This is a genomic window from Paraburkholderia sp. SIMBA_053 (genome assembly GCF_046534895.1).
Classification (GTDB): domain Bacteria; phylum Pseudomonadota; class Gammaproteobacteria; order Burkholderiales; family Burkholderiaceae; genus Paraburkholderia; species Paraburkholderia caledonica.
On sequence record NZ_JAWRXU010000013.1, the window covers coordinates 14682 to 34921 of the forward strand.

At 60.9% G+C, this 20240-nt stretch carries 21 protein-coding genes; 13 read left to right on the forward strand and 8 right to left on the reverse strand.

What is annotated here, in order from left to right:
- Nucleotides 1–6 precede the first annotated feature (6 nt).
- The 4 genes from prmC to SB753_RS27820 all read left to right on the forward strand — a co-directional run bounded on the left by prmC (nt 7) and on the right by SB753_RS27820 (nt 2966).
- Nucleotides 7–876, forward strand: a complete 870-nt coding sequence (gene prmC / locus SB753_RS27805; RefSeq protein ID WP_410802925.1) for a peptide chain release factor N(5)-glutamine methyltransferase — start codon at nt 7–9, stop codon at nt 874–876.
- A gap of 138 nt (nt 877–1014) precedes the next feature.
- Complete coding sequence (grxD, locus tag SB753_RS27810) at nt 1015–1326, forward strand: Grx4 family monothiol glutaredoxin (protein ID WP_006052757.1); 312 nt, start codon at nt 1015–1017, stop codon at nt 1324–1326.
- Between the two features lie 40 nt (nt 1327–1366).
- On the forward strand, nt 1367–1966 hold the full coding sequence (locus SB753_RS27815) for a UbiX family flavin prenyltransferase (RefSeq protein WP_410802927.1): 600 nt from the start codon (nt 1367–1369) through the stop codon (nt 1964–1966).
- Nucleotides 1967–2180: 214 nt separating this feature from the next.
- A complete protein-coding gene (locus SB753_RS27820) occupies nt 2181–2966 on the forward strand; it encodes a DODA-type extradiol aromatic ring-opening family dioxygenase (protein ID WP_410802932.1) in 786 nt (261 codons plus the stop codon).
- A gap of 129 nt (nt 2967–3095) precedes the next feature.
- Here SB753_RS27820 and SB753_RS27825 read toward each other — a convergent pair whose 3' ends face one another.
- Nucleotides 3096–4691 (reverse strand): APC family permease, encoded by a 1596-nt coding sequence (locus SB753_RS27825; RefSeq protein ID WP_410802934.1) that lies wholly within the window; start codon nt 4689–4691, stop codon nt 3096–3098.
- A gap of 428 nt (nt 4692–5119) precedes the next feature.
- Between SB753_RS27825 and SB753_RS27830 the strand changes: the two genes are divergently transcribed.
- Complete coding sequence (locus SB753_RS27830) at nt 5120–5323, forward strand: cold-shock protein (RefSeq protein ID WP_007180251.1); 204 nt, start codon at nt 5120–5122, stop codon at nt 5321–5323.
- Between the two features lie 114 nt (nt 5324–5437).
- Here the strand turns inward: SB753_RS27830 and SB753_RS27835 are convergent, their stop codons facing one another.
- The gene (locus SB753_RS27835) at nt 5438–6688 is read right to left on the reverse strand and encodes an Hsp70 family protein (RefSeq protein ID WP_410802936.1); all 1251 of its coding nucleotides are present in this window, start codon (nt 6686–6688) and stop codon (nt 5438–5440) included.
- A gap of 221 nt (nt 6689–6909) precedes the next feature.
- On the opposite strand from SB753_RS27835, the gene SB753_RS27840 reads away from it, so the two are divergent.
- Complete coding sequence (locus SB753_RS27840; RefSeq protein ID WP_408193437.1) at nt 6910–8385, forward strand: MFS transporter; 1476 nt, start codon at nt 6910–6912, stop codon at nt 8383–8385.
- Nucleotides 8386–8455: 70 nt separating this feature from the next.
- Here the strand turns inward: SB753_RS27840 and SB753_RS27845 are convergent, their stop codons facing one another.
- Together SB753_RS27845 and SB753_RS27850 are read right to left on the reverse strand one after the other, a co-directional pair.
- Entirely contained in the window at nt 8456–9049 is a 594-nt protein-coding gene (locus SB753_RS27845; RefSeq protein WP_020070670.1) for a nitroreductase family protein, read from the reverse strand.
- Nucleotides 9050–9204: 155 nt separating this feature from the next.
- Nucleotides 9205–10488 carry an MFS transporter gene (locus tag SB753_RS27850; protein WP_410802938.1) on the reverse strand — a complete coding sequence of 428 codons (1284 nt, stop codon included), beginning with the start codon at nt 10486–10488 and terminating at the stop codon, nt 9205–9207.
- A 151-nt stretch (nt 10489–10639) separates the two neighbouring features.
- Between SB753_RS27850 and SB753_RS27855 the strand changes: the two genes are divergently transcribed.
- Entirely contained in the window at nt 10640–11308 is a 669-nt protein-coding gene (locus SB753_RS27855; protein ID WP_410802940.1) for a TetR/AcrR family transcriptional regulator, read from the forward strand.
- A 198-nt stretch (nt 11309–11506) separates the two neighbouring features.
- Entirely contained in the window at nt 11507–12061 is a 555-nt protein-coding gene (locus tag SB753_RS27860; RefSeq protein WP_410802942.1) for a DUF1415 domain-containing protein, read from the forward strand.
- Nucleotide 12062: 1 nt separating this feature from the next.
- Here SB753_RS27860 and SB753_RS27865 read toward each other — a convergent pair whose 3' ends face one another.
- Nucleotides 12063–12905 (reverse strand): class I SAM-dependent methyltransferase, encoded by an 843-nt coding sequence (locus SB753_RS27865; protein WP_410802944.1) that lies wholly within the window; start codon nt 12903–12905, stop codon nt 12063–12065.
- Nucleotides 12906–13289: 384 nt separating this feature from the next.
- Here SB753_RS27865 and SB753_RS27870 point away from each other — a divergent pair, with 384 nt between their 5' ends.
- Nucleotides 13290–13610: a hypothetical protein gene (locus SB753_RS27870; RefSeq protein WP_013589753.1), complete on the forward strand. Its 321-nt coding sequence runs from the start codon at nt 13290–13292 to the stop codon at nt 13608–13610.
- A gap of 117 nt (nt 13611–13727) precedes the next feature.
- Here SB753_RS27870 and SB753_RS27875 read toward each other — a convergent pair whose 3' ends face one another.
- A complete protein-coding gene (locus SB753_RS27875) occupies nt 13728–13937 on the reverse strand; it encodes a DUF1059 domain-containing protein (RefSeq protein WP_020070665.1) in 210 nt (69 codons plus the stop codon).
- Nucleotides 13938–14572: 635 nt separating this feature from the next.
- Here SB753_RS27875 and SB753_RS27880 point away from each other — a divergent pair.
- Nucleotides 14573–15868, forward strand: a complete 1296-nt coding sequence (locus tag SB753_RS27880) for a TIGR03862 family flavoprotein (RefSeq protein WP_410802946.1) — start codon at nt 14573–14575, stop codon at nt 15866–15868.
- 31 nt (nt 15869–15899) lie between these two features.
- Here the strand turns inward: SB753_RS27880 and SB753_RS27885 are convergent, their stop codons facing one another.
- Together SB753_RS27885 and SB753_RS27890 are read right to left on the reverse strand one after the other, a co-directional pair.
- On the reverse strand, nt 15900–17027 hold the full coding sequence (locus SB753_RS27885; protein WP_410802948.1) for a methyltransferase: 1128 nt from the start codon (nt 17025–17027) through the stop codon (nt 15900–15902).
- A gap of 1138 nt (nt 17028–18165) precedes the next feature.
- Nucleotides 18166–19014, reverse strand: a complete 849-nt coding sequence (locus tag SB753_RS27890) for a hypothetical protein (RefSeq protein WP_410802950.1) — start codon at nt 19012–19014, stop codon at nt 18166–18168.
- Between SB753_RS27890 and SB753_RS27895 the strand changes: the two genes are divergently transcribed.
- From SB753_RS27895 to SB753_RS27905, 3 genes are all read left to right on the forward strand, one after another.
- Complete coding sequence (locus SB753_RS27895; protein WP_408193425.1) at nt 18990–19310, forward strand: cellulose synthase; 321 nt, start codon at nt 18990–18992, stop codon at nt 19308–19310. The genes SB753_RS27890 and SB753_RS27895 overlap by 25 nt on opposite strands.
- Nucleotides 19311–19548: 238 nt before the next feature.
- Nucleotides 19549–19770: a major capsid protein gene (locus SB753_RS27900; RefSeq protein ID WP_408193423.1), complete on the forward strand. Its 222-nt coding sequence runs from the start codon at nt 19549–19551 to the stop codon at nt 19768–19770.
- Entirely contained in the window at nt 19767–20102 is a 336-nt protein-coding gene (locus SB753_RS27905) for a hypothetical protein (protein ID WP_408193421.1), read from the forward strand. Before SB753_RS27900 ends, SB753_RS27905 begins: the two co-directional genes overlap by 4 nt.
- Nucleotides 20103–20240 lie beyond the last annotated feature (138 nt).

Sequence of the window (20240 nt, forward strand, 5' to 3'; positions counted from 1 at the left end):
GCACCCATGACGTCGAACGCCCCAGCCGATCGCGACAATGCGGCCACGCCCGCCGCGCTGTTGCGCGCCTCGCCGCTGCCGTCGCTGGAAGCGCGGATTCTGCTCACGCATGTGCTCGGCTGGCGGCAAACGCAATTGATCACGCGCGCAGACGAAGCGCTCGATAGCGAATCTGTTCAGCGCTATCAGGCATTACAAACGCGTCGCGTAGCGGGCGAGCCGGTGGCGCAACTTGTCGGCGTCCGCGAATTTTTCGGGCTTGATTTCGAGGTCACGCCGCATGTGCTGATTCCCCGTCCCGAAACCGAATTGCTGGTCGAAACGGCACTCGTCGCGATGGAGAACCTCGTACGCCCGCACGTGCTCGATCTCGGCACCGGCACGGGCGCGATTGCGGTGGCGATCGCGTCGATGCGTCCGGACGCGCGAGTCAGCGCGCTCGACAATTCGGCGGAGGCACTTGCCGTCGCCTCGCGCAATGCCGCGCGCCTGCTCGATCCGAACCGGCCAGGCGGCGCTGTGACATTCACACGAAGCGACTGGTACGACTCGCTGGACGCGGCACTTCGGTTCGACGTCATAGTCAGCAATCCGCCGTATATCGCGAGCGGCGACCCGCATCTTTTGCAGGGCGATCTGCGCTACGAACCGCGCGGCGCGCTCACCGACGAAGCCGACGGCCTCAGCGCGATCCGGGCGATCGTCTCGGGCGCGCCTCGTCGTCTTGCCGCAAACGGCGTACTGTGGATGGAGCACGGCTACAATCAGGCTGAAGCCGTGCGCGCGCTTCTGGTCGCGCAAGGTTTCACGCAGGTCCAATCGGAGCGCGATCTTGCAGGCATCGAGCGGATCTCCGGCGGTCGGCTCGCTGACTGACAAAGCCTGGCGTCAGCCGCCACAGCCGTCGCAATAGCCGCGACGAGCGAGTGGACAAAGCGGCCGTCGGCTGGCGCAAGCGAAATCCGCTATCATTTCAGCCTATTCCCTACACATACCGGAACCGCAAGGTCAGTCATGGATACGCAACAACGCATCAAGCAAATCGTCGACGAAAACAACGTCGTGCTCTTCATGAAGGGCAGCGCCCAGTTCCCGATGTGCGGCTTTTCGGGCCGCGCAATCCAGATTCTGAAGGCATGCAACGTCAATGAATTCAAGACGGTCAACGTGCTCGAAGACGACGAAGTCCGTCAGGGCATCAAGCAGTTCTCGAATTGGCCGACCATTCCGCAGCTTTACGTGAAGGGCGAATTCGTCGGTGGCTCGGACATCATGATGGAAATGTACGAATCGGGCGAATTGCAGCAACTGTTTGCTGCAGCCTGACCGTCTGCTTCAAAGCCGATCCTGGAAGGCGCCGCGAGCCATGGAAACACGCGCTGCGGCGCCCCGCCGGCTGATTGTCGCGATCACCGGCGCGACGGGCGCCATTTACGGCGTTCGTCTGCTGCAGACGCTGCGCAAGCTCGGCGGCGTTGAAAGCCATCTGCTGATCTCCAGCGCCGGGTGGCTGAACATTCAACATGAGTTGAAGCTGGGCAAGCAAGATGTCCATCCGCTCGCCGATGTGGTCCATTCGGTGCGCGACGTCGGCGCGAGCATCGCGTCCGGCTCTTTCGCGACCGACGGCATGATCGTCGCGCCGTGTTCGATGAAAACGCTCGCGAGCGTCGCTCACGGTCTATCCGACAATCTGATTACCCGTGCTGCCGACGTCACCCTCAAAGAGCGCCGCCGGCTCGTGCTGCTGGTGCGCGAAACGCCGTTCAATCTCGCGCATTTGCGCAATATGACGGCGGTCACCGAAATGGGCGGTGTGATCTTTCCGCCCTTGCCTGCTTTTTACAACCAACCCGCCACCATCGACGAGATGGTCGATCACACTGTTTCCCGCGTGCTCGATCTGTTCGCGCTCGGGCCCGCCTTGTCGCCTGCGTGGGCGGGACTGCGCGGCGCTGACGAGTAAGTCGCGGTCGGCCTTCGCGTGCGGGCATGCGGCGGGCACCTTTTCACGATTCCAGACACGCGGGCCGCGAATGACGGCCCGCAGCGATTGCGGTCGATCATTGCCAACCGCTGGAAGACAATCAAATCCGGTTTGAGCCGTTTATCAAACAGCGGTGCGGCTCTATATTGGTAGTAACCGAACTTTCGAGCGCGCCTCCCGGCGCCCTGCTGCTATGAACCGCTTACCGTCGCTTTTTCTTTCCCACGGCGCGCCGACGTTGCCGATCGACCCATCGCTGCCGTCCGCCGAATTCGGCGTCCTCAGCTCGCAATTGGCGCGGCCTGAGGCCGTGTTGATGCTGTCTGCCCATTGGGGCACGGCGCAGCCGGTCGCAAGCACATCGACAGAACCTGAAACCATCCACGACTTTTACGGTTTTCCGCGCCAGCTGTATGAGATTCAGTATCCGGCGCCGGGCGCGCCCGATCTCGCGCGACGTGCCGCAGTTTTGCTCGGCGATAGCGGCATTCACGCCGACGTACAGCCGCACGGACTCGATCACGGCGCATGGGTGCCGATGTTGCTGATGTTCCCCGAAGCCGACGTGCCCGTCGCACAGTTGTCGATCCAGCCGCACCTGAACGCCGAACATCACTTTCGCGTCGGCCGCGCGCTGCGCTCACTCAGGCAGCAAGGCGTGATGGTGATCGGCTCCGGACAGATCACGCACAATCTGCGCGCCGCGGATTTCTCCGCGCGACCCGAAGATGCAGATCCGCGCGTCGCCGAGTTCACCGACTGGTTCGAAGCGAGGCTCGCCGCGCATGACATCGACGCGTTGCTCGACTACCGCCGTCAGGCGCCGCACGCCGTGTTGATGCACCCGACCGATGAGCACCTCCTGCCGGTGTTCGCAGCGCTAGGCGCGGCCGACGACGATTATTCGCTGACGGTTCAATCGCTCGGCACGTATCAGCGTTCGCTTGCCATGACGAACTACGTGTTTGGAACAGCCTGATCGGCGACATGGCCGCGTGCGCCGCAAGCGCAGACCAGGCAAACCGCTGCAAAACGAAAAACCCCGCCTGAGCAGAACTCAGGCGGGGTTTTTACGTCATGCAGGACCTTGAACGGCCCGGGCAGCGCCTTAATGCGCGCCGATTCCCTCGAGCACTTCGTCGTGCGTCTGACGCTCTTCCAGATACTCCGAGCGGTAGCCGCTGTGCACGCCCCAGTAATAGAACACGAGCGAGAATGCAATCACGACCAGCATGTCCCAGCCGTACGGCAAGATACCGTGACCGCCGAACTCCTTGCTGCCGATCAGCGACAGAATCGCCATTATCGGCAGATAGGCGACGAGCCACCATGCCGCCTTCAGATCGCGGCCCCAGCCGGCAAAACCGGACTTCGCCTGGAAGTAGAAGTACACGGGCAGCGCGACAACCATCAACAGGATGATCTCGCCCGTCAGCGGCCATTTGGCCCAATAGAGAATCAGCGATGCGCACACGAACGCGAACGGTGCGATCACCTGCATACCCGGGATATGCAGCGGGCGCTCGAGGTCGGTCGCCGCGCGGCGCAGTGCCATCAGGCTGATCGGGCCGGTCAGGTACGAAATCACGGTCGCAACGGAAATCACCGCCGCGAGCGAACTCCAGCCGCGGAAGAAAAACAGGAAGATGAACGAGACCAGCAGGTTGAACCACATCGCCGGCCGCGGCACGCCGTAGAACGGATGCACGTTGCCGAAAATCTTCGGCATGGTGTTGTTGCGCTCCATCGCGTAGATCATGCGGGTCGTGGTCGCCATGTAGGTCGTGCCGGTGCCGCTCGGGCTGACGAACGCGTCGACGTACAGCAGAATGGCCAGCCAGTTCAGATTCAGCGCGATCGCCAGTTCCGCGAACGGCGAAGCGAAGTTGAAGTGGCTCCAGCCCTTCATTACGTCGGCGGGGCTCACCGCGCCGATATACGCGACCTGCAGCAGCACGTAGATCACGAGCGCGAGCAAAATCGAGCCGATCACCGCAAACGGCACGCTCTTGGCCGGATTGCGCGCCTCACCGGCAAGGTTGATCGGGCTTTGGAAACCGTTGAACGCGAACACGATGCCGCTCGTCGTAACCGCGGTCAGCACAGCCGACCAGCCGTACGGCGCGAACGTGCTGGTTTCACCGAAGTTTTCCTTGTGAAAGCCGGTCAGCATCAGGCCGAGAATCGTCGCGCCCGGAATCAGGAACTTGAAGATCGTGATCGCCGAGTTGGCGCGCGCGAAGAGTTTCACGCCCCAGTAGTTCAGCAGGAAGTAAATGATCACGAGGGCCGCCGAGAGCAGCAGCCCGTTCGTAGTTAATGAGCCGTCGACAAATAGCGCGTGCGCCCACTCGTATGGCCACGTGCTCATGTATTGAATGGATGCCTCGGCTTCGATCGGAATCACCGAAACAATGGCGATCCAGTTCGCCCATGCGCTAATGAAACCAACCAGCGCGCCGTGCGAATACCGGGCGTAACGCACCATCCCGCCGGACTCCGGAAACATGGCGCCGAGTTCGGCGTAGGTCAGTGCAATAGCGAGAATTACGACAGCGCCGATAATCCACGCGCAGATCGATGCCGGGCCCGCGATTTTCGCGGCTTTCCAGGCGCCGAACAGCCAGCCGGAGCCGATGATCGAACCCAGGCCGGTCAGCATGAGTGCGAACGGCCCGATGTTCCGTTGTATAGAACTTTTCACGTCTTCTCCTGTTTCAGAACCATGTCGGCACCCTACGACCGGCGCTCGTGGCGCTGAAAACGGGTGACACGCATGTATGCGCGGCGGTTATCCATAGGTGCAACCGGCGCGGGCGCGTAGTTTAACGGTTGCACCCGGAGCCTGCAGTGAAACTCAGGGTTCTCCCTAGCAAAAAAGACGCCCGTCCAGCAAGGTTTGTAAGCAACTTTTCATTGCGCTATCGCGAATTTTTGTAAAGTTGCCGCCCGAGTGTTGACCTTCTCTCGAAATCGCCGTATAACGTTCGGGCAGGATTTCAAGCGGCGAGTGAATTGGTCTTTCGTAGTTCGCCCATCAACGGTACTCCGGTTGGTCCCATTACCCCCTTCCTTGATTTTCATGCACCCATTGGGCTTCGGCCTTATTTACCATCTTTAGGAACAAGTAATATGGAAACCGGTACCGTCAAGTGGTTCAATGACGCAAAGGGCTTCGGCTTTATCACGCCTGACGGCGGCGGCGAAGATCTGTTCGCGCATTTCTCGGAAATCCGCACGGAAGGCTTCAAGACGCTGCAAGAGAACCAAAAGGTCACGTTTGAAGTGAAGACGGGCCCGAAGGGCAAGCAAGCTGCGAACATCAAGCCGGTGTAACCGCTACGCTGCTTCCTTCTGGACGCAAAAAACCCCGCCAAGGCGGGGTTTTTTTATATCAGTCTCCATTGCAAGCGGTGATTATCTTCGCAGTATGCGAGCGGTGATTCCCGCTTATCCGAGCACGCGTTGCGCGTGAATACCGAGTCCCGTTGCGACACTCGCAAGACGATCGCCGAATACTGCTTCTGCATCCGGAAACGCCTGCGCCAATGCGCCGGACAGAAACGCGAGCCCCGTCGAGCCGCCCGTGAAGTAAATCGCGCTCACGTCGCGGATCGAAACACCGGCCGCCTGCACCGTGTCGCGCGCAGCCGCCACGATGCGGCGCGTTTCTTCCTGGCCCGCTTCGATAAGCTGAGCTTCGTCGAATGCGAGACGCAGATCGTCCTCCACTTCGTCGAGGTCGATCACGGTTTCGCCGCCCGCCGCGACGCCGATCTTCGCTTCTTCGGCGTGCGCCGCGAGCGCATGCCCAAGGCGCCGCTCCACCACGCGCATCAAACGGTCATGGTGCTTGACCTCGGTGAACAGGTGCCGCATGAGCCCCAGCTCGCTGACGCGCTTCGGCGCATACACGGTGTTGATCAGATGCCAGGTCGCCAGATCGAAATAGACGCGGTTTGGAATCTCGCGGCCTTCCGGATCGAGCGTCTGATAGCCGAGTTCGCGCAGAATGGTCGTTAATTCGACGCGGCGGTCGAAGTCGGTGCCCGCGACGTGCACGCCGTGGTGAGCAAGCACATCGTCCTTACGCTCCACCCGCTTCATCCGCTCGGGGCCGACGCGCACCAGCGAAAAGTCCGATGTACCGCCGCCGATGTCGGCCACCAGCACCAGCCCTTCTCGCGCGAGACGCGATTCGTAGTCGAATGCGGCGGCGATCGGCTCGAACTGAAAGTGAATGTCCCGCAAACCGACCGCGCGCGCCGCCGCTTCGAGCTGCTTTTGCGCCATCTGATCGGCGCGCGGATCGTCGTCGACGAAGAAAACCGGGCGACCCAGCACCGCGCGATCGATCGGCGCCCCGGCGCTTTTTTCCGCGGAGCGCTTCAGATGGTCGAGGAAAATCGCAATCACATCGGTGTACTTGATCGCGGAGCCGTCGCCGAGGTCAGTCGAGTTGTCGGCAAGCGGCGAGCCCAGAATGCTTTTCATCGAGCGCATCAGGCGGCCGTCGAAACCGTCGATGTACGCCGCAAGCGCCGCGCGCCCGAATTCGCGCGTGTCCTCGTCGGTATTGAAGAAAACGGACGTGGGCAGCGTCGTGTAGGCGCCTTCGACCGGCGCGAGCCTGAGCGCAGCGCCGTCGGGAACGGCTACGGCCGAGTTGGAAGTACCGAAGTCAATCGCGCAATAGTTCATGGCAGGAATCGCCGCTAACGGCTGGCGCGGACAGGAAGGGGGAGCGGCTTTGTATCACGAAAGCCGGATCATCATCAACTTGCCAATAGAAGCGCAAGCGGGCCGTTGCGGAATACAAATTGCTGCCTCCTGCTGCCTGAGTGCCGGATTCGGCGCTGACTCAACCTGATCTACCGGCAAAGTGTCGCCGCAAAATATCGCCATCAAGGAGACCCCCAGCAATGAGCGCGCCGCCTGTCGCCGATGCCGAGCGCAAAACAACAGCGACCATCGAAACCGATCTGCCGTCGCGGCTCGACCGACTGCCTTGGGGGCGTTTTCACACGCTGATCGTCCTGGCGCTAGGGGTGACATGGCTGCTCGACGGACTCGAAGTGACACTAGCCGGGGCGGTCGCGAGCGCGCTGAAGGCGAGCCCGGCGCTGCGCTTCACCAATGCGGACGTGGGCCTGGCCGGCAGCGCTTACATCGCCGGCGCCGTACTTGGCGCGCTCGGGTTTGGCTGGCTCACGGACCGGCTGGGCCGTCGAAAGTTGTTTTTCATCACGCTGGGGCTGTATCTCGCCGCGACCGCTGCGACCGCGGTTTCGTGGAATCTCGCCAGCTTTCTGCTGTTCCGCTTTTTGACGGGCGCGGGCATTGGCGGCGAATACACCGCGATCAATTCGACGATTCAGGAATTCACGCCGCCTCGCGTGCGCGGCTGGGTCGATCTTGCGATCAACGGCACCTTCTGGGTCGGCGCCGGGCTCGGCGCGGCGGGCTCGCTGATTCTGCTCGACCCTCACGTGGTTCCGGGCGACTGGGGCTGGCGTGCGTGCTTTTTCATCGGCGCAGCGCTCGCGCTGATCGTGCTGCCAATGCGTATCTGGGTGCCGGAAAGCCCGCGCTGGCTGCTCACCCACGGCAACGAGCGCGACGCGCACGCTATCGTCGACGGAATCGAAACGCGCTTTCGCAACGAAGGCCACACGCTTTCCACGCATGGCCTCGCGCGTCTGCGCCTGCGCGCGCGCGGACACACGCCGCTGCGCGAAGTGTTCCACACGTTGTTCAATGTGCACCGGCGGCGAGCGCTGGTCGGCCTGTCGCTGATGACCGCGCAGGCGTTTTTCTACAACGCGATCTTTTTCACCTATGCGCTGGTGCTGACGGATTTCTACGGCGTGCCGGGCGACCACATCGGCTGGTACTTGCTGCCTTTCGCGCTCGGGAATTTTCTCGGACCGTTGCTTCTAGGCCGGCTGTTCGACGTGATCGGGCGGCGCAAGATGATCGCGTCGACCTACGCGATTTCGGCGATTCTGCTGACAGTCAGCGGCTACCTTTTCGAGCAACACATGCTGACGGTCGTCACCCAGACGATCGCGTGGATGGTGATTTTCTTTTTCGCGTCCGCCGCGGCAAGTTCAGCCTATCTGACCGTCAGCGAATCGTTTCCGCTGGAGATCCGCGCGCTCGCGATCGCCGTGTTCTATGCGTTCGGCACGGCGCTCGGCGGGATTGCCGGGCCGGCCTTCTTCGGACGGCTGATCGACACGCATCAACGCAGCGAAGTGTTTTCGGGCTATCTGGTCGGGTCGGCGCTGATGCTCGCGGCGGCCGTGATCGCGGCGGTGTGGGGTGTGGACGCGGAGCGCAAATCCCTCGAACATGTGGCGGCGCCGCTTTCGAGCGTAACCGACGACGCGCCGTAGACACGTCGACGCAAAAACGCGCGGTCTGCGCCGCGCGTTCCTGTAAAACGGTTGCAGCTGACAGACTCGCTCAGAACGCCTTCTTCCAGCCGCCGCCGTAGGCGATTTCCGCCAACGGCAGACGCTGGCGCACCGATTTTTCGCGTTCGCGCAAAACAGGATCGAGCTTCTCGACATCGCCGAAATGGCCCAACGAAATGAAGGCGATCGGTTCGACGTCGTTCGGCAGGTCAAACGCCTTGCGGAATGCGTTCGGGTCGAAGCCGCTCATCTGATGCGCGGCGAGGCCGAGCGCGTGCGCCTGCAACACCAGAGCCATGGCGGCCGCGCCTGCGTCGTACTGAGCACAGCGGTTCACCTCGCCCTTGCTCGTGCGCGTGAGTGTGGTGACGGCGATCAGCACGGGCGCGGGCGCGTTCCAGGCCTGGTTGAACGGCACGAGGGTCGCGAACGCCTGCTTGAACGCGACTTCGTCGACGCTGCGATCGAACACAAGGAAACGCCACGGTTGAGCGTTATACGACGAAGGTGCCCAGCGTGCCGCTTCCAGCACAGCGTGCAGATTCTCGCGGCTCACCGGCTCGCTCGAATACGCGCGCGGGCTCCAGCGACCGGCAATCAGCTCGTGAATGGCAACTGCGGAAGGGGCGGGTTTGTGGGCCATGCGCTTCTCTCGGTAGAAATTCATGATCGCGGGCGGTTGCCCGAAGGTCACATAGCATAACCGGGGTTCGGCGCGCGCGCTGCATGAAGCGAGCGGATAGATTTTCCGTAGCGTGGAAAGGCGCGGGCGCTGCCGCGTCTTTCCGTGTAACCGGTCTAGGCCGCCTGCGGCTGCGGCGCCTTGGCGGGACGATTGATGCGCAACACGATGACGGCGGCCACGAGGCACAGACCGCCGGAAATCATCGACGCCACGGTGTACGTACCGAGGCTCGCGCGCAGCATGCCCGCGCCGAGCGCCGCGAACGCCGCGCCGAGTTGATGCCCGGCGACCACCCAGCCAAACACCACGGGAGCCGCTTCCTTGCCGTAAACGTCGGTCGCGAGACGCACCGTCGGCGGGACGGTCGCAATCCAGTCGAGCCCGTAAAACACAGCGAAGAGCGGCAAACCGAAAAAGTCGATGCCGAAAGCGTGCGGCAGATACATGAGCGACAAGCCGCGCAGTCCGTAGTACCAGAACAGCAGCACGCGGCTATTGAAGCGGTCGGAGAGCCAGCCGGAGAGCGTCGTGCCGAACAGATCGAAGATGCCCATCGCGGCAAGCAGCGACGCGCCCTGCACTTCCGACATGCCGTAATCGCCGCACATCGCAATCAGGTGCGTGCCGACGTAGCCGTTCGTGCTCGCCCCGCAAATGAAAAAGCTGAAGAACAGCAGCCAGAAATCGCGTGTTTTGCTCGCCATGGCGAGTGTGCCGAAGGCGATCGCAAGCGGATTCTGTTTTGTCGCCGACGCGGTCACCGGTGCGTCGTGTGGTTCGCCATAAGGGCGCAGCGCGACATCGGACGGCCGCTCCGGGAGCAGGAACGCAACCAGCGGCAGCACGATCGCCGCAACCGCCGCGACGACCCACACCACCTGGCGCCAGCCGTAGTGCTCGACGATGGCCGCGAGCATCGGCAGGAACACGAGTTGGCCGGTCGCGGAACTGGCGGTCAGAATCCCCATGACGAGTCCGCGATGCGTGGTGAACCAGCGTGTCACGACGGTCGCCGACAACGACAGCGCTGCCACGCCCGTCGAACCGCCAACCATCACGCCCCAGATGAGGATCATCTGCCAAGGGTGCGTCATAAGCGACGACAAAGCGACGCCCGCCGCCATGGTGCCGAGCGCAATGAGCAGCGTGGGGCGCACGCCGAAACGCTGCATCGCCGCCGCCGCAAACGGCCCCATTAGCCCGTATAGGGCGATGTTCACCGAGATTGCCAGCGAAATGGTGCCGCGGCTCCAGCCAAACTGATGCTCGAGCGGGACCATCATCACGCTCGGTGTTGCGCGCGTGCCCGCCGCCGCCAGAAGCACCAGAAACACCACGGCCACGGTCAACCAGCCGTAGTGAAAACGCCTGCCTATCAGTCTCGCTGCCCAGTTCATCGGCTCTCCTGTCGGCGTCGTCAGACTCGCCGCGCCGTTCGCATTATTACGGTTTCGGTAAGGGACTTGTGACAGATCAGTCACAATAGTGTTGCGATGTTAGTTACCGGTCGGTAACATGTCAAGGCGTCAATTGAATTCGGGAGCACCCATGTCTGACAGCGAAAGCTCCAAGCGAGGCTCTACAGCGGGAAATCCGGCTTCGTCCCGCTCGCGGCGAGCACGCGGTGGCCACACAACTGGGCCGGAGGCGCAACAGCATCTGCTACGCGCGGCGGATGAACTGTTTTACCGTGAAGGCGTGCGCTCGGTCGGCGTCGATGCGGTCGTCGAGCGCGCCGGCGTGAACAAGATGAGTCTGTACCGCCAGTTCTCGTCGAAAGACGATCTGGTGATGGCTTATCTGGAACGCAAAGACGCTCAGTTCTTCGGCTATGTCGAGACGAGCTTCGCGAAACACTCCGGAGAGCCCGCGAAGCAGCTGCAGCAATATTTCGACGATCTCGCCGCGCGGGCGTCGGCGGAAGGCTATCGCGGCTGTCCGTTCGTGAACGTCGCGGTGGAGTTCCCCGATACCGTGCATCCTGCACGGCAATTCGTGTTCCGGAACAAGGAGCGGTTGCTGGCACGCCTGACGGAGTTAGCAACCGCCGCCGGCGCCGACGATCCGGAGATGCTCGCCAGTTCCCTGGCTTTGCTGATCGAGGGCGTGTATGCGGCAAGTCAGACCTACCGTGCTGGATCGAGTCCGGTGCTCGCCGCGCCGAAAGCCGCCGCGCAGCTTATCGCCGCGGCGTGTGGCGGGAAAACGGGGCGTTAGTCGGCCGCAGGTTGGTTCGGCTGGTGTTTAGCTTGGTCTGGCCCGGCTTCGGCTGTTTCGGGGCTTCGTTGTGCCGTTTCGTTGTGCCGTTTTTTCGCCGCTTCATTCCGCAGCGTTGCCTGAGGCAGTCGCGCGCTTGCTTGGCGCACGCGCCGTTAAAATGGTTCTTTGCCGTCTTTCCCCTTTTCGCAGCCCGCCATGACGTTGTCCTCCGAATCGCACGACGCTGTCGTTGCCGCCACCCGTCACTGGCTGACGGAAGCCGTAATCGGGCTCAATCTGTGTCCGTTCGCAAAGGCCGTTCATGTGAAGGGACAAATCCGCTACGCGGTTAGCGCCGCGACCGATCTGGAAGGTGTGCTAGCCGACCTCGAAACTGAACTCAACGGTCTCGCCGCCAGCGACCCCGCCGCGGTGGATACCACGCTGTTGATCGTGCCTCAGGCGCTAGAAGATTTTCTGCAATATAACGACGCACTGTTTTTCGCAGAACGAATGCTGAAGCAGCTTCGCCTGACTGGCATTATCCAGATTGCCAGCTTTCACCCGTCTTATCAGTTTGAAGGCACCGAGCCCGACGATATCGAGAATTACACCAACCGCGCGCCCTATCCGATTTTTCATCTACTAAGAGAAGAGAGTATTGAACGCGCGGTTGAGGTATTTCCCGATCCGGAAGCTATTTATGAACGCAATCAGGAAACGCTTCGACGAATCGGGCTCGTCGGCTGGAATAAATTAATGAAAACGTGATTCAAGCAGGAACGAAAAATCGCTCTTTCAATTCCTCGATACCGAGCGTTTGCATGACCTCGTTGAGCCGCTCCGCCGGGCGCCGCCGCGGCAGGTCCTTGAATTGGGCGATGATCAGCTCGTTTTTCATCGAATGTTCCCATCCGACCAGTTCGGTTACGCTGACCTGATAACCGTGCGCTTCCAACTGAAGACAGCGCAGCACATTCGTAATCTGGCTGCCGAATTCCCGCGTATGTAATGGATGCCGCCAGATTTCCGTCAACGCATTGGCGAGCGATTTACTCTTGTTTTGACGTAAAACGCCCGCCACCTCAGCCTGGCAGCACGGCACGACCACGATATATTTTGCGTTCTTTTCGAGGGCGAAGCGAATCGCGTCGTCCGTTGCGGTATTGCAGGCATGCAGTGCCGTAACGATATCGATGCGCGACGGCAAACGGTCGGACGTAATAGATTCCGCTACCGATAAATTCACGAACGACATACCCTTGAAGCCGAGGCGCGCCGCCAGCTCCTCCGACCGCGCAACGAGCTCCTGGCGCGTTTCGATGCCGTAAATGTGCGACGCCCCACCTGCGGCATCCTGAAATTCCTTGAAGAACAGGTCATACAGGATAAAACCTAGATATGACTTGCCCGCGCCGTGATCGACAAGGGCGATTGCCCCCTGCTGGTCCTTCAGATCCTTGAGGAGCGGCTCGATGAACTGGAACAGATGGTAGACCTGCTTGAGCTTGCGGCGGCTGTCCTGGTTCATCTTGCCGTCGCGCGTCAGGATGTGAAGCTCCTTGAGCAATTCGATGGACTGGTTCGGTCGGATTTCGTGGGTTTTGCTGGACATCGTGGGGGACCGGCGTCAATTGCGACGCGAACGTGCGTCAGGTGACGGAAAAAGGAAGAAGTTGCTGCCAGTTTACCCAAACCGCGGCCCGCTCACCGAAGAGCCGCGAAAAACCTGCAGGAAGTGCAGCAATCTTGGAACACTTCCTGCTAACAAAGGCACGACGCGGGACATTTACGCACGGCGCAGAAACCGATTCGCGCCGCCCGAGTCCCAAGAACGTAAGCCGTGGTGCCTATAACAATAAGCTGTCGGTCGTGGTAACGGACACACGATCTTATGCAAGTGGGGAGGGCGGCCCAGTGACATGGGCCGAACGTTACGTCACCGGCAGCGCGCCGCGATCTCAACTGAACGTGCGCCCGGATAATAGAAGAGGCAGCAATGGATACGGTACCCAACGGAAACGTCGAACAGAAGTTCCAGGAAATGATGGCGAAGCTCACCGCCATGCCCGCCTGGTCGGAAAAGCAGCAGCTTGAACTCGAGATGGCCCGCGACATCTCCACCGAAATGCTTCGTCTTGCAGAAGTCATGCGGGACGGGAGCGTCGACATGGAAACGTGTTTGACATTGCTCAAATACGCGAAAGTGCTCGACTTCGTGATGACGACGCTGGCTTCACGGCGCGATATCAAACCGCAAACGTTGCGGGTCATCTTCAAGCTTGCGGGCCTCAAGGTAGACGAGGCTTATCCGAGCTGAGGTCCGGCGAGGAATCGCGGACATATCGAACCCACACGGCGACTCGCGCGAACGGCCATTTGCCGCTCGCCTCCCCTGCGAGTCACCGCGGTGGCTCCTTCTTCCAGAACACTCGATTCATGCGCGCGGCGCTTCCACCGGCGGCGTGCCTTCGTGGAAGAGCGACTTCAATTGCTGGCGCAGTTCGGGCGAGTCGTCGTGTTTGTGCACGCTGACGGCATGTTGCACGGCTGCGTTGAGCAGCTCGTCCTCGTTATCGGCCGACAGGGCGACCGTGCAGTTCGTTTCGCTCGGGAACTCGCGGCAGTCGATGTATTTGCGGGTCATGGCAGTCTCCTTGATCGATATGTATGACCATCCACGCTGGCACAAGGCTCAAACCGAAGCGCACCGCTCCCGATGCCACGGCACGCGGCGCCCGGACAGCGCGGTCGCTTGTACTGACGCGGGAATGACGCGGGGAATGATACGAACGCGCCCGATGGAAGGTGTCCAAAAATTATAGTTTGCGATGCTGAATAACAAAGTCGTGGAGCGGACAAGCCGTGGGACCAAGCGCGCCTGAATGTAGCGTTCTGACGCCCGGTTGGCGACAGGTGCGTTTGCTCCGCGCCGGATGCGGTGTGAAAATAGCGGGCTTCGTGGGGTGTTGAGGGTTGAGCGCTTTTGTTCGTGCTGCGGACGTTGGGCGTTTGGGCGTTTGGGCGTTTGGGCGTTTGGGCGTTTGGGCGTTTGGGCGTTTGGGCGTTTGGGCGTTTGGGCGCATGCGGCGCGTTCCGCCGCATCGGACACGTTTCTCCGCGCTCTCGCGCCTTCATTGTGCTCGACGCTCTGCTGAGCGTCCGGGATCGCAAGCGTTCCAGCGCCTCACACTGCCGCGGTAGTCGTTTTTCACACCCTTCGCGCCGTCCACGCATTAGTGCTGCCGGCGCGCCGCCTCTTTTGCTCATCTGCAGGCCCGCATGTCATCTTCGTTCGATTCCGCCCACGTCGCCGTCATCGGCGGCGGACCCGCTGGCCTGATGGCCGCCGAGGCGCTTTCCCTGCAAGGCGTACAGGTCGACGTCCATGACGCGATGCCTTCGGTGGGCCGCAAATTCCTGATGGCCGGCAAAGGCGGCATGAACATCACGCATTCGGAGCCGCTCGAGCCGTTTCTCGATCGCTACGGCACGCGCCGCGAATGGATTGCGCCGCTGCTGCAGACGTTCGGACCCGACGCGTTGCGCGCCTGGCTGCGAGAGCTTGGGGTCGAGACGTTCGTCGGCAGTTCGGGACGCGTCTTTCCGACCGACATGAAAGCGGCGCCCATGCTGCGCGCCTGGCTGCATCGATTGAGGGATGCGGGCGTGCGCTTCCACATGCGGCAAAAATGGATCGGCTGGCAGATCGGGGACGAGACCGACGCCGACGCGTCCGCGACGGCGCGCTCCGCGCATACCCTTGTGTTCGCCACGCCCGACGGCGAGCAGGCCGTGACCTACGACGCCGTCGTGTTGGCACTCGGTGGCGCAAGTTGGCCTCGCCTCGGATCGGATGCCGCCTGGGTTCCGTTGCTCACCTCCCGCGACGTGCCCGTGCGTCCACTGCAACCAGCGAACTGCGGCTTCGACGCGGACTGGAGCCCTTACCTGCGCGAGCGTTTCGCCGGTCAGCCGGTGAAGTCCATCGCCATTTCACTCACCGATGTAGACGGAAAAGTCCACAATCGACAAGGTGAAATACTTTTGACCGAAACGGGCCTCGAAGGAAGCCTGATCTATGCGCTCTCCGCCGCGATTCGCGAGCGAATTCGCGCTGACGGCGAACTCACCATCACCCTGGATCTGGCGCCCGGCTTGCCTTTGGAGCGCGTGATAGCAGAAGTCACGAGACCGCGCGGCTCGCGATCGATATCGAGCCATCTGCAGGGAAGAGTTGGGATTAGCGGTGTCAAACTGGCGTTACTGCACGAGATACTGCCGAAAGACGTGTTCGCGGATGCCCCACGTCTCGCGCACGCTATCAAGGCGCTCCCGGTGAAACTTCTGCGCGCCCGGCCGATTGCAGAAGCGATCAGCAGCGCCGGGGGCATTCCGTTCGAGGCGCTGGACCATCATCTGATGATCCAGCACTTGCCCGGTGTTTTCTGCGCCGGCGAAATGTTGGATTGGGAAGCGCCGACAGGCGGCTATCTGCTGACTGCATGCTTTGCGAGCGGTCTCGTCGCTGGCCGCGGTGCCGCGGCGTTCGTAGGGGCGCGCGGCGCGTCGCAGTAAAGTGGGCGCCGCGTCAGAACCCAAACTCGCTTCAGGAACGCGCCTTCAGCCGCCACAGCGACGTAACTTCGGCGACCCGCGCTGCATGCAACGGGTCCGTCTCGTCGGTCGATTTGGGATGCCTCGGACGAATATCCTCGCGCCCGATCACAGTTAAGCCGGCCTCGTCGATCGCGGCAAGCAACCACTCGCGCGTGCGCAAACCCAGATGCTCCGCGAAGTCGGACAAAATGAGCCAGCCTTCGCCGCCCGGCGACAAATGCTCGGCCAGGCCGTTGAGAAAGCCCAGCAGCATTCGGCTTTCCGGATCGTAGACCGCGTATTCGATCGGCGATGCAGGCCGCGCCGGCACCCACGGTGGGTTGCAAACAACCAGCGGCGCGCGTCCTTCAGGGAACAGGTCGGCTTGAACGACCTCGACCTGCTGTTCGTAGCCGAGGCGCGCAATGTTCTCCCGCGCGCAAGCAAGCGCGCGTGGGTCCTGGTCCGTGGCGAGGATCTTCTTCACGCCGCGCTTTGCCAGCAACGCCGACAGCACGCCCGTGCCGGTGCCGATATCGAACGCCTTGTTCAACGAAGGCAACGCAGTCCGCGCAACGAGATCCACGTATTCACCTCGCACCGGCGAAAACACGCCGTAATAAGGATGAATCCGATCGCCGAGCGCGGGAATCTCGACGCCCTTTTTGCGCCACTCGTGCGCGCCGATCAGTCCGAGCAGTTCGCGCAACGACACGACTGACGCCTCATCGGTCGGCGGTCCATAGGTTTCGATGCACGCCTGCTGCACATCGGGCGCGCGGCGCAGCGGAATCCCATATGACGCGTCAAGCGGTATCAGAATCATGCCGAGCGTGCGCGCGCGTTGTGACTGCGTCTGCCGGTGCAGGTTGAACGCCTCGAGCGGCGTTGCGCCCTGCTTGCGCGGCTTGCGTTCCAGACGTCGCGTCACCGCCTGCAACAGTTGCCGCGCGTTCTGGAAATCCCCGTTCCACAGAAGCGCCGTGCCTTCGCACGCAAGCCGGTAGGCGGAGTCGGCGGTGGTCCGGTCGTCGGCGACGATTACGCGTTTGGGCGGCGGCACCGCCGCTTCGGAGCGCCAACGCGCGGTGCGGGGGCCGTCGGCTTCGGGCCAGGTGATGCTTGCAGGGCTGGTCATGATGAGGTGGGTCGTGTTGCGGGAGCGACGCGGTAAAACGTGGCCTGGTTGGACGGCGCTAAGCGCCGGGGTGCGCGGGCGGCGTGCATGAAGCGCACAGCAGTGCCGGCCCGACCCGAATAGTAACCCCTGCCGCCTCGCCTCACGGCATCGTATTCGCCGCGTGATTCGTCACGAATGTAGACGATTTTGTCCACGATCGACAAGGTGAAAGAGATATGGCGATTTTGAGCATCAAAAGACGCTCACCGATCGGCGAAAAACGGCGATGGGTCGCGTGTGGGCCTCCTAGCGGCCGACCAGATGCCCAATGAGCGCCAAATAAAAAACGGGGTTTCTGACTGAACAGAAACCCCGTTTCGTACTACTGGTGCCGGCTGCAGGACTCGAACCCGCCACCTCATGATTACAAGGCTTTGCCGGTTACGCGATAAATCAACGGGTTAGGCGAAAAAGCATTCTACTAAGGTTGCTCAAAAAAGTCCGGGAAACGGTTGATGTCGCGTGGCGACCGCGATCTTTGTAGAATGCGCAGCGGTTTGTTCGGCGGACTAGAAGTCCGCGTGCCTGCTCCGCAATTACTCGCTGCTGACATCAGTCTTTGCCTGGGCGACGGGGTGTCAGTTTCGTTTGCGGAACGCCACTACCGTACGTCGAGGCTAGATGTCCTCTCGGGCGCGTACCTAGGCTTGTCAGCCGTCGCTTCGCCTGGAGCCAACGCAACTTGTCCCGGAAAGCGGACATGTCTGACGCAGGGATTGTCACGAAAGATACGCTCCAATACGTCATCGACTCGTTGGATGCGGTCACTCGGGTAGTCGCGGCCTATCGTTATCGTCCCGTTCGTCGTTGTCACTTCCAGAAAGGGGACGTTAGGGCACAGCTCAAGAATTGCTTCGAAGTCCGCCATCAGCCGATCAGATATACCGTCAAACGAGCGGCCAGTCATCATAAGTTGCCAAGGTCGTTGGCCGGGTGTGTTCATCATTGGCTCCAGTCTCTTCTGGATTGATTTCGCGCATGTTCGACAACGGGCGCCGCCACTGCCGCCGTTTTCGGCGTTTGTGGAGCAAACTCCCAAACGCGGCCTCCGCTGTTTGCCGAGCGGACGAGGGGTGCTACACAAACAGTAGGTGCTCTACTTCGCGTCTCGCCTTCTCTTTTCGCTTTCTTCCTTCGCGATTTCCTCCATGATCTCGCGCTCTCGTTCGCGCTGCTCGTCGATCAGCTTGTCCACGTAGCCGATTTCGCGCAGCCGCTCGAGCATTGCTTCGATATGGTATTTCCGGGCACTGAATACGCGTTCGGCAAGCTCCTGTTGTCGGGCTGGACCTAAGGCAGTCGTAACCTCGGACGCTGTGAGGCCTAAGCTGCATCTAATGTGGTCGTGAAACTGGTAGACGAACTCTGCCTTCGATATTGGCGAGCCGTCCGCACGTCCCTTTGTGAAATAGGCTGGAAGTGCTTTCGCAACAGTATCGAGCGCGGAAAGGCAAATGCGAAAGTATTCCGACGAGTACGACGTCTCGGACGGGAAGAACGTTCCGAAGCTTCCAGGGAAGGCGACGTTGACTTGGGGAGCCGTGTGACCCGCTTCATAGTCGGCAAGGCCTGTTGACAGCCAGAACGCATGTTCAGGAAATCGCTTGCAAAGTGATTCGAACATGTCAATCGATGCGCGAATCACGCCAGCCTGGAAGTGCCGCCATTTGACAGATTTAATGCCGGTCGCCTCTTCAAGCTGCTTCCAGTCGTTTTTGCCCTTGGTGAACCACTGCATCAGCACAAGCATTCGTGCTTCCACATCGTATTCGGCCGGGCTTTCAGTTTTTCGCTTGACACGCGGGCTATCTGTCATTATCTTACTCACAAGCGTAATAATTTTACGCTCAGAAGTTAAAAAGACATTTTGCCACTTTTTTGAGCGCCAGTGCTCTTCTTCTCGACTACCAAAGGTAACAAATGACTTCCAAACAGAAGCTGACAATCCTTTCAGTCAATACCCGCAGCGGCACGAGTCAGAAAACTGGCCGGCCGTACACCATTCGCGAAGCGCAGTGCATCCTGGAACAACAGACCGCAGAAGCCGGTTCGAACATTGTTGTCGGGGTGATCAATCTGCCGGAGGCGCTTGCCGACCGACAACCGGGGGAATATCTGGCCGAGTTTGCACTTGCGCAGGGAAATGGAGTCGACTCCGGCAAGCTGGTACCTCGCATCGTGTCGCTTGCTCCGTTCGGTCAACCGAAGGCGAAACCCATTGCTGGTGCAAACGCTGGTTAATTTCCAACAAGGCATGTAGCGATGGACCGCCTTTCCTCATACGCGGTAGATCCCGTGGCGTCGCAATTAGCACTACTCAATGTGATGCTGGCGATCTACCTAATCTGCAAGGGGATTTCGTACGTCACGTCCGTGATATTTCGACGAAACCCTCCAACGAAGTTGATTCGTTCGACGTTGGCCCGGTCGGACGGATCCTAATCAACGGGCCATTAGATAGACCTACGAGGGAAGCAACATGAAGAACCTGAAGAAGAAGTTGGCTGTTGTCGTTGCTGGCGTCGCTGCGTCGGCTGGTGCGTTCGCGCAAACGTCCGGCACGAGCGGTGTGGATGTGACGAGCACCGTTTCGTCGATTTCGGCTGTTTCGTCGTCGATCGTGTCGATCGGCGGCGCGGTGTTGGGCATCGTCGTTGTCGCATGGGGTTATCGCGTCGTGAAGGGCTTCCTCGGTCGTTGACCGGCGAGGTGGCAGCGATTGAAGGCGTCTGGGCAACCGGACGCCTTTTTTTTCGGTGGGGGCCATTTATGGCGGTGTCGGCGATTGTCTGTGGTCCGGACGGTGTGGACGGTGTCACCTATGCGCAAGTGAACGGACAGGAAGTGAGCTGCGGCACGGATTCGAGCGGCAACGCGCTGTATTTGCAGGTTTCAACGTTGAGTGGCGATCAGCCGATGCAAGGCGGTGAAGTGGTTGGTTTGCAGATTGGCGGTGCGGTGCTTGGCGTTCTGGCGATTGCGTGGTGCGTACGTGCACTGCGTGACTTCGTGAACTCTACGGGGGAGATCTAGCAATGACTTGGTACTACGAGGTAATCGGGATCATCGTCTCGACCTGCTTGGTTGCCGGTTACATCATTTTCGGTTAACGCCATGTGGAAAAAGTTCGTTTTGATGTTTGCGCTTGTGGGGATGCTGTCGCAGCAGGCG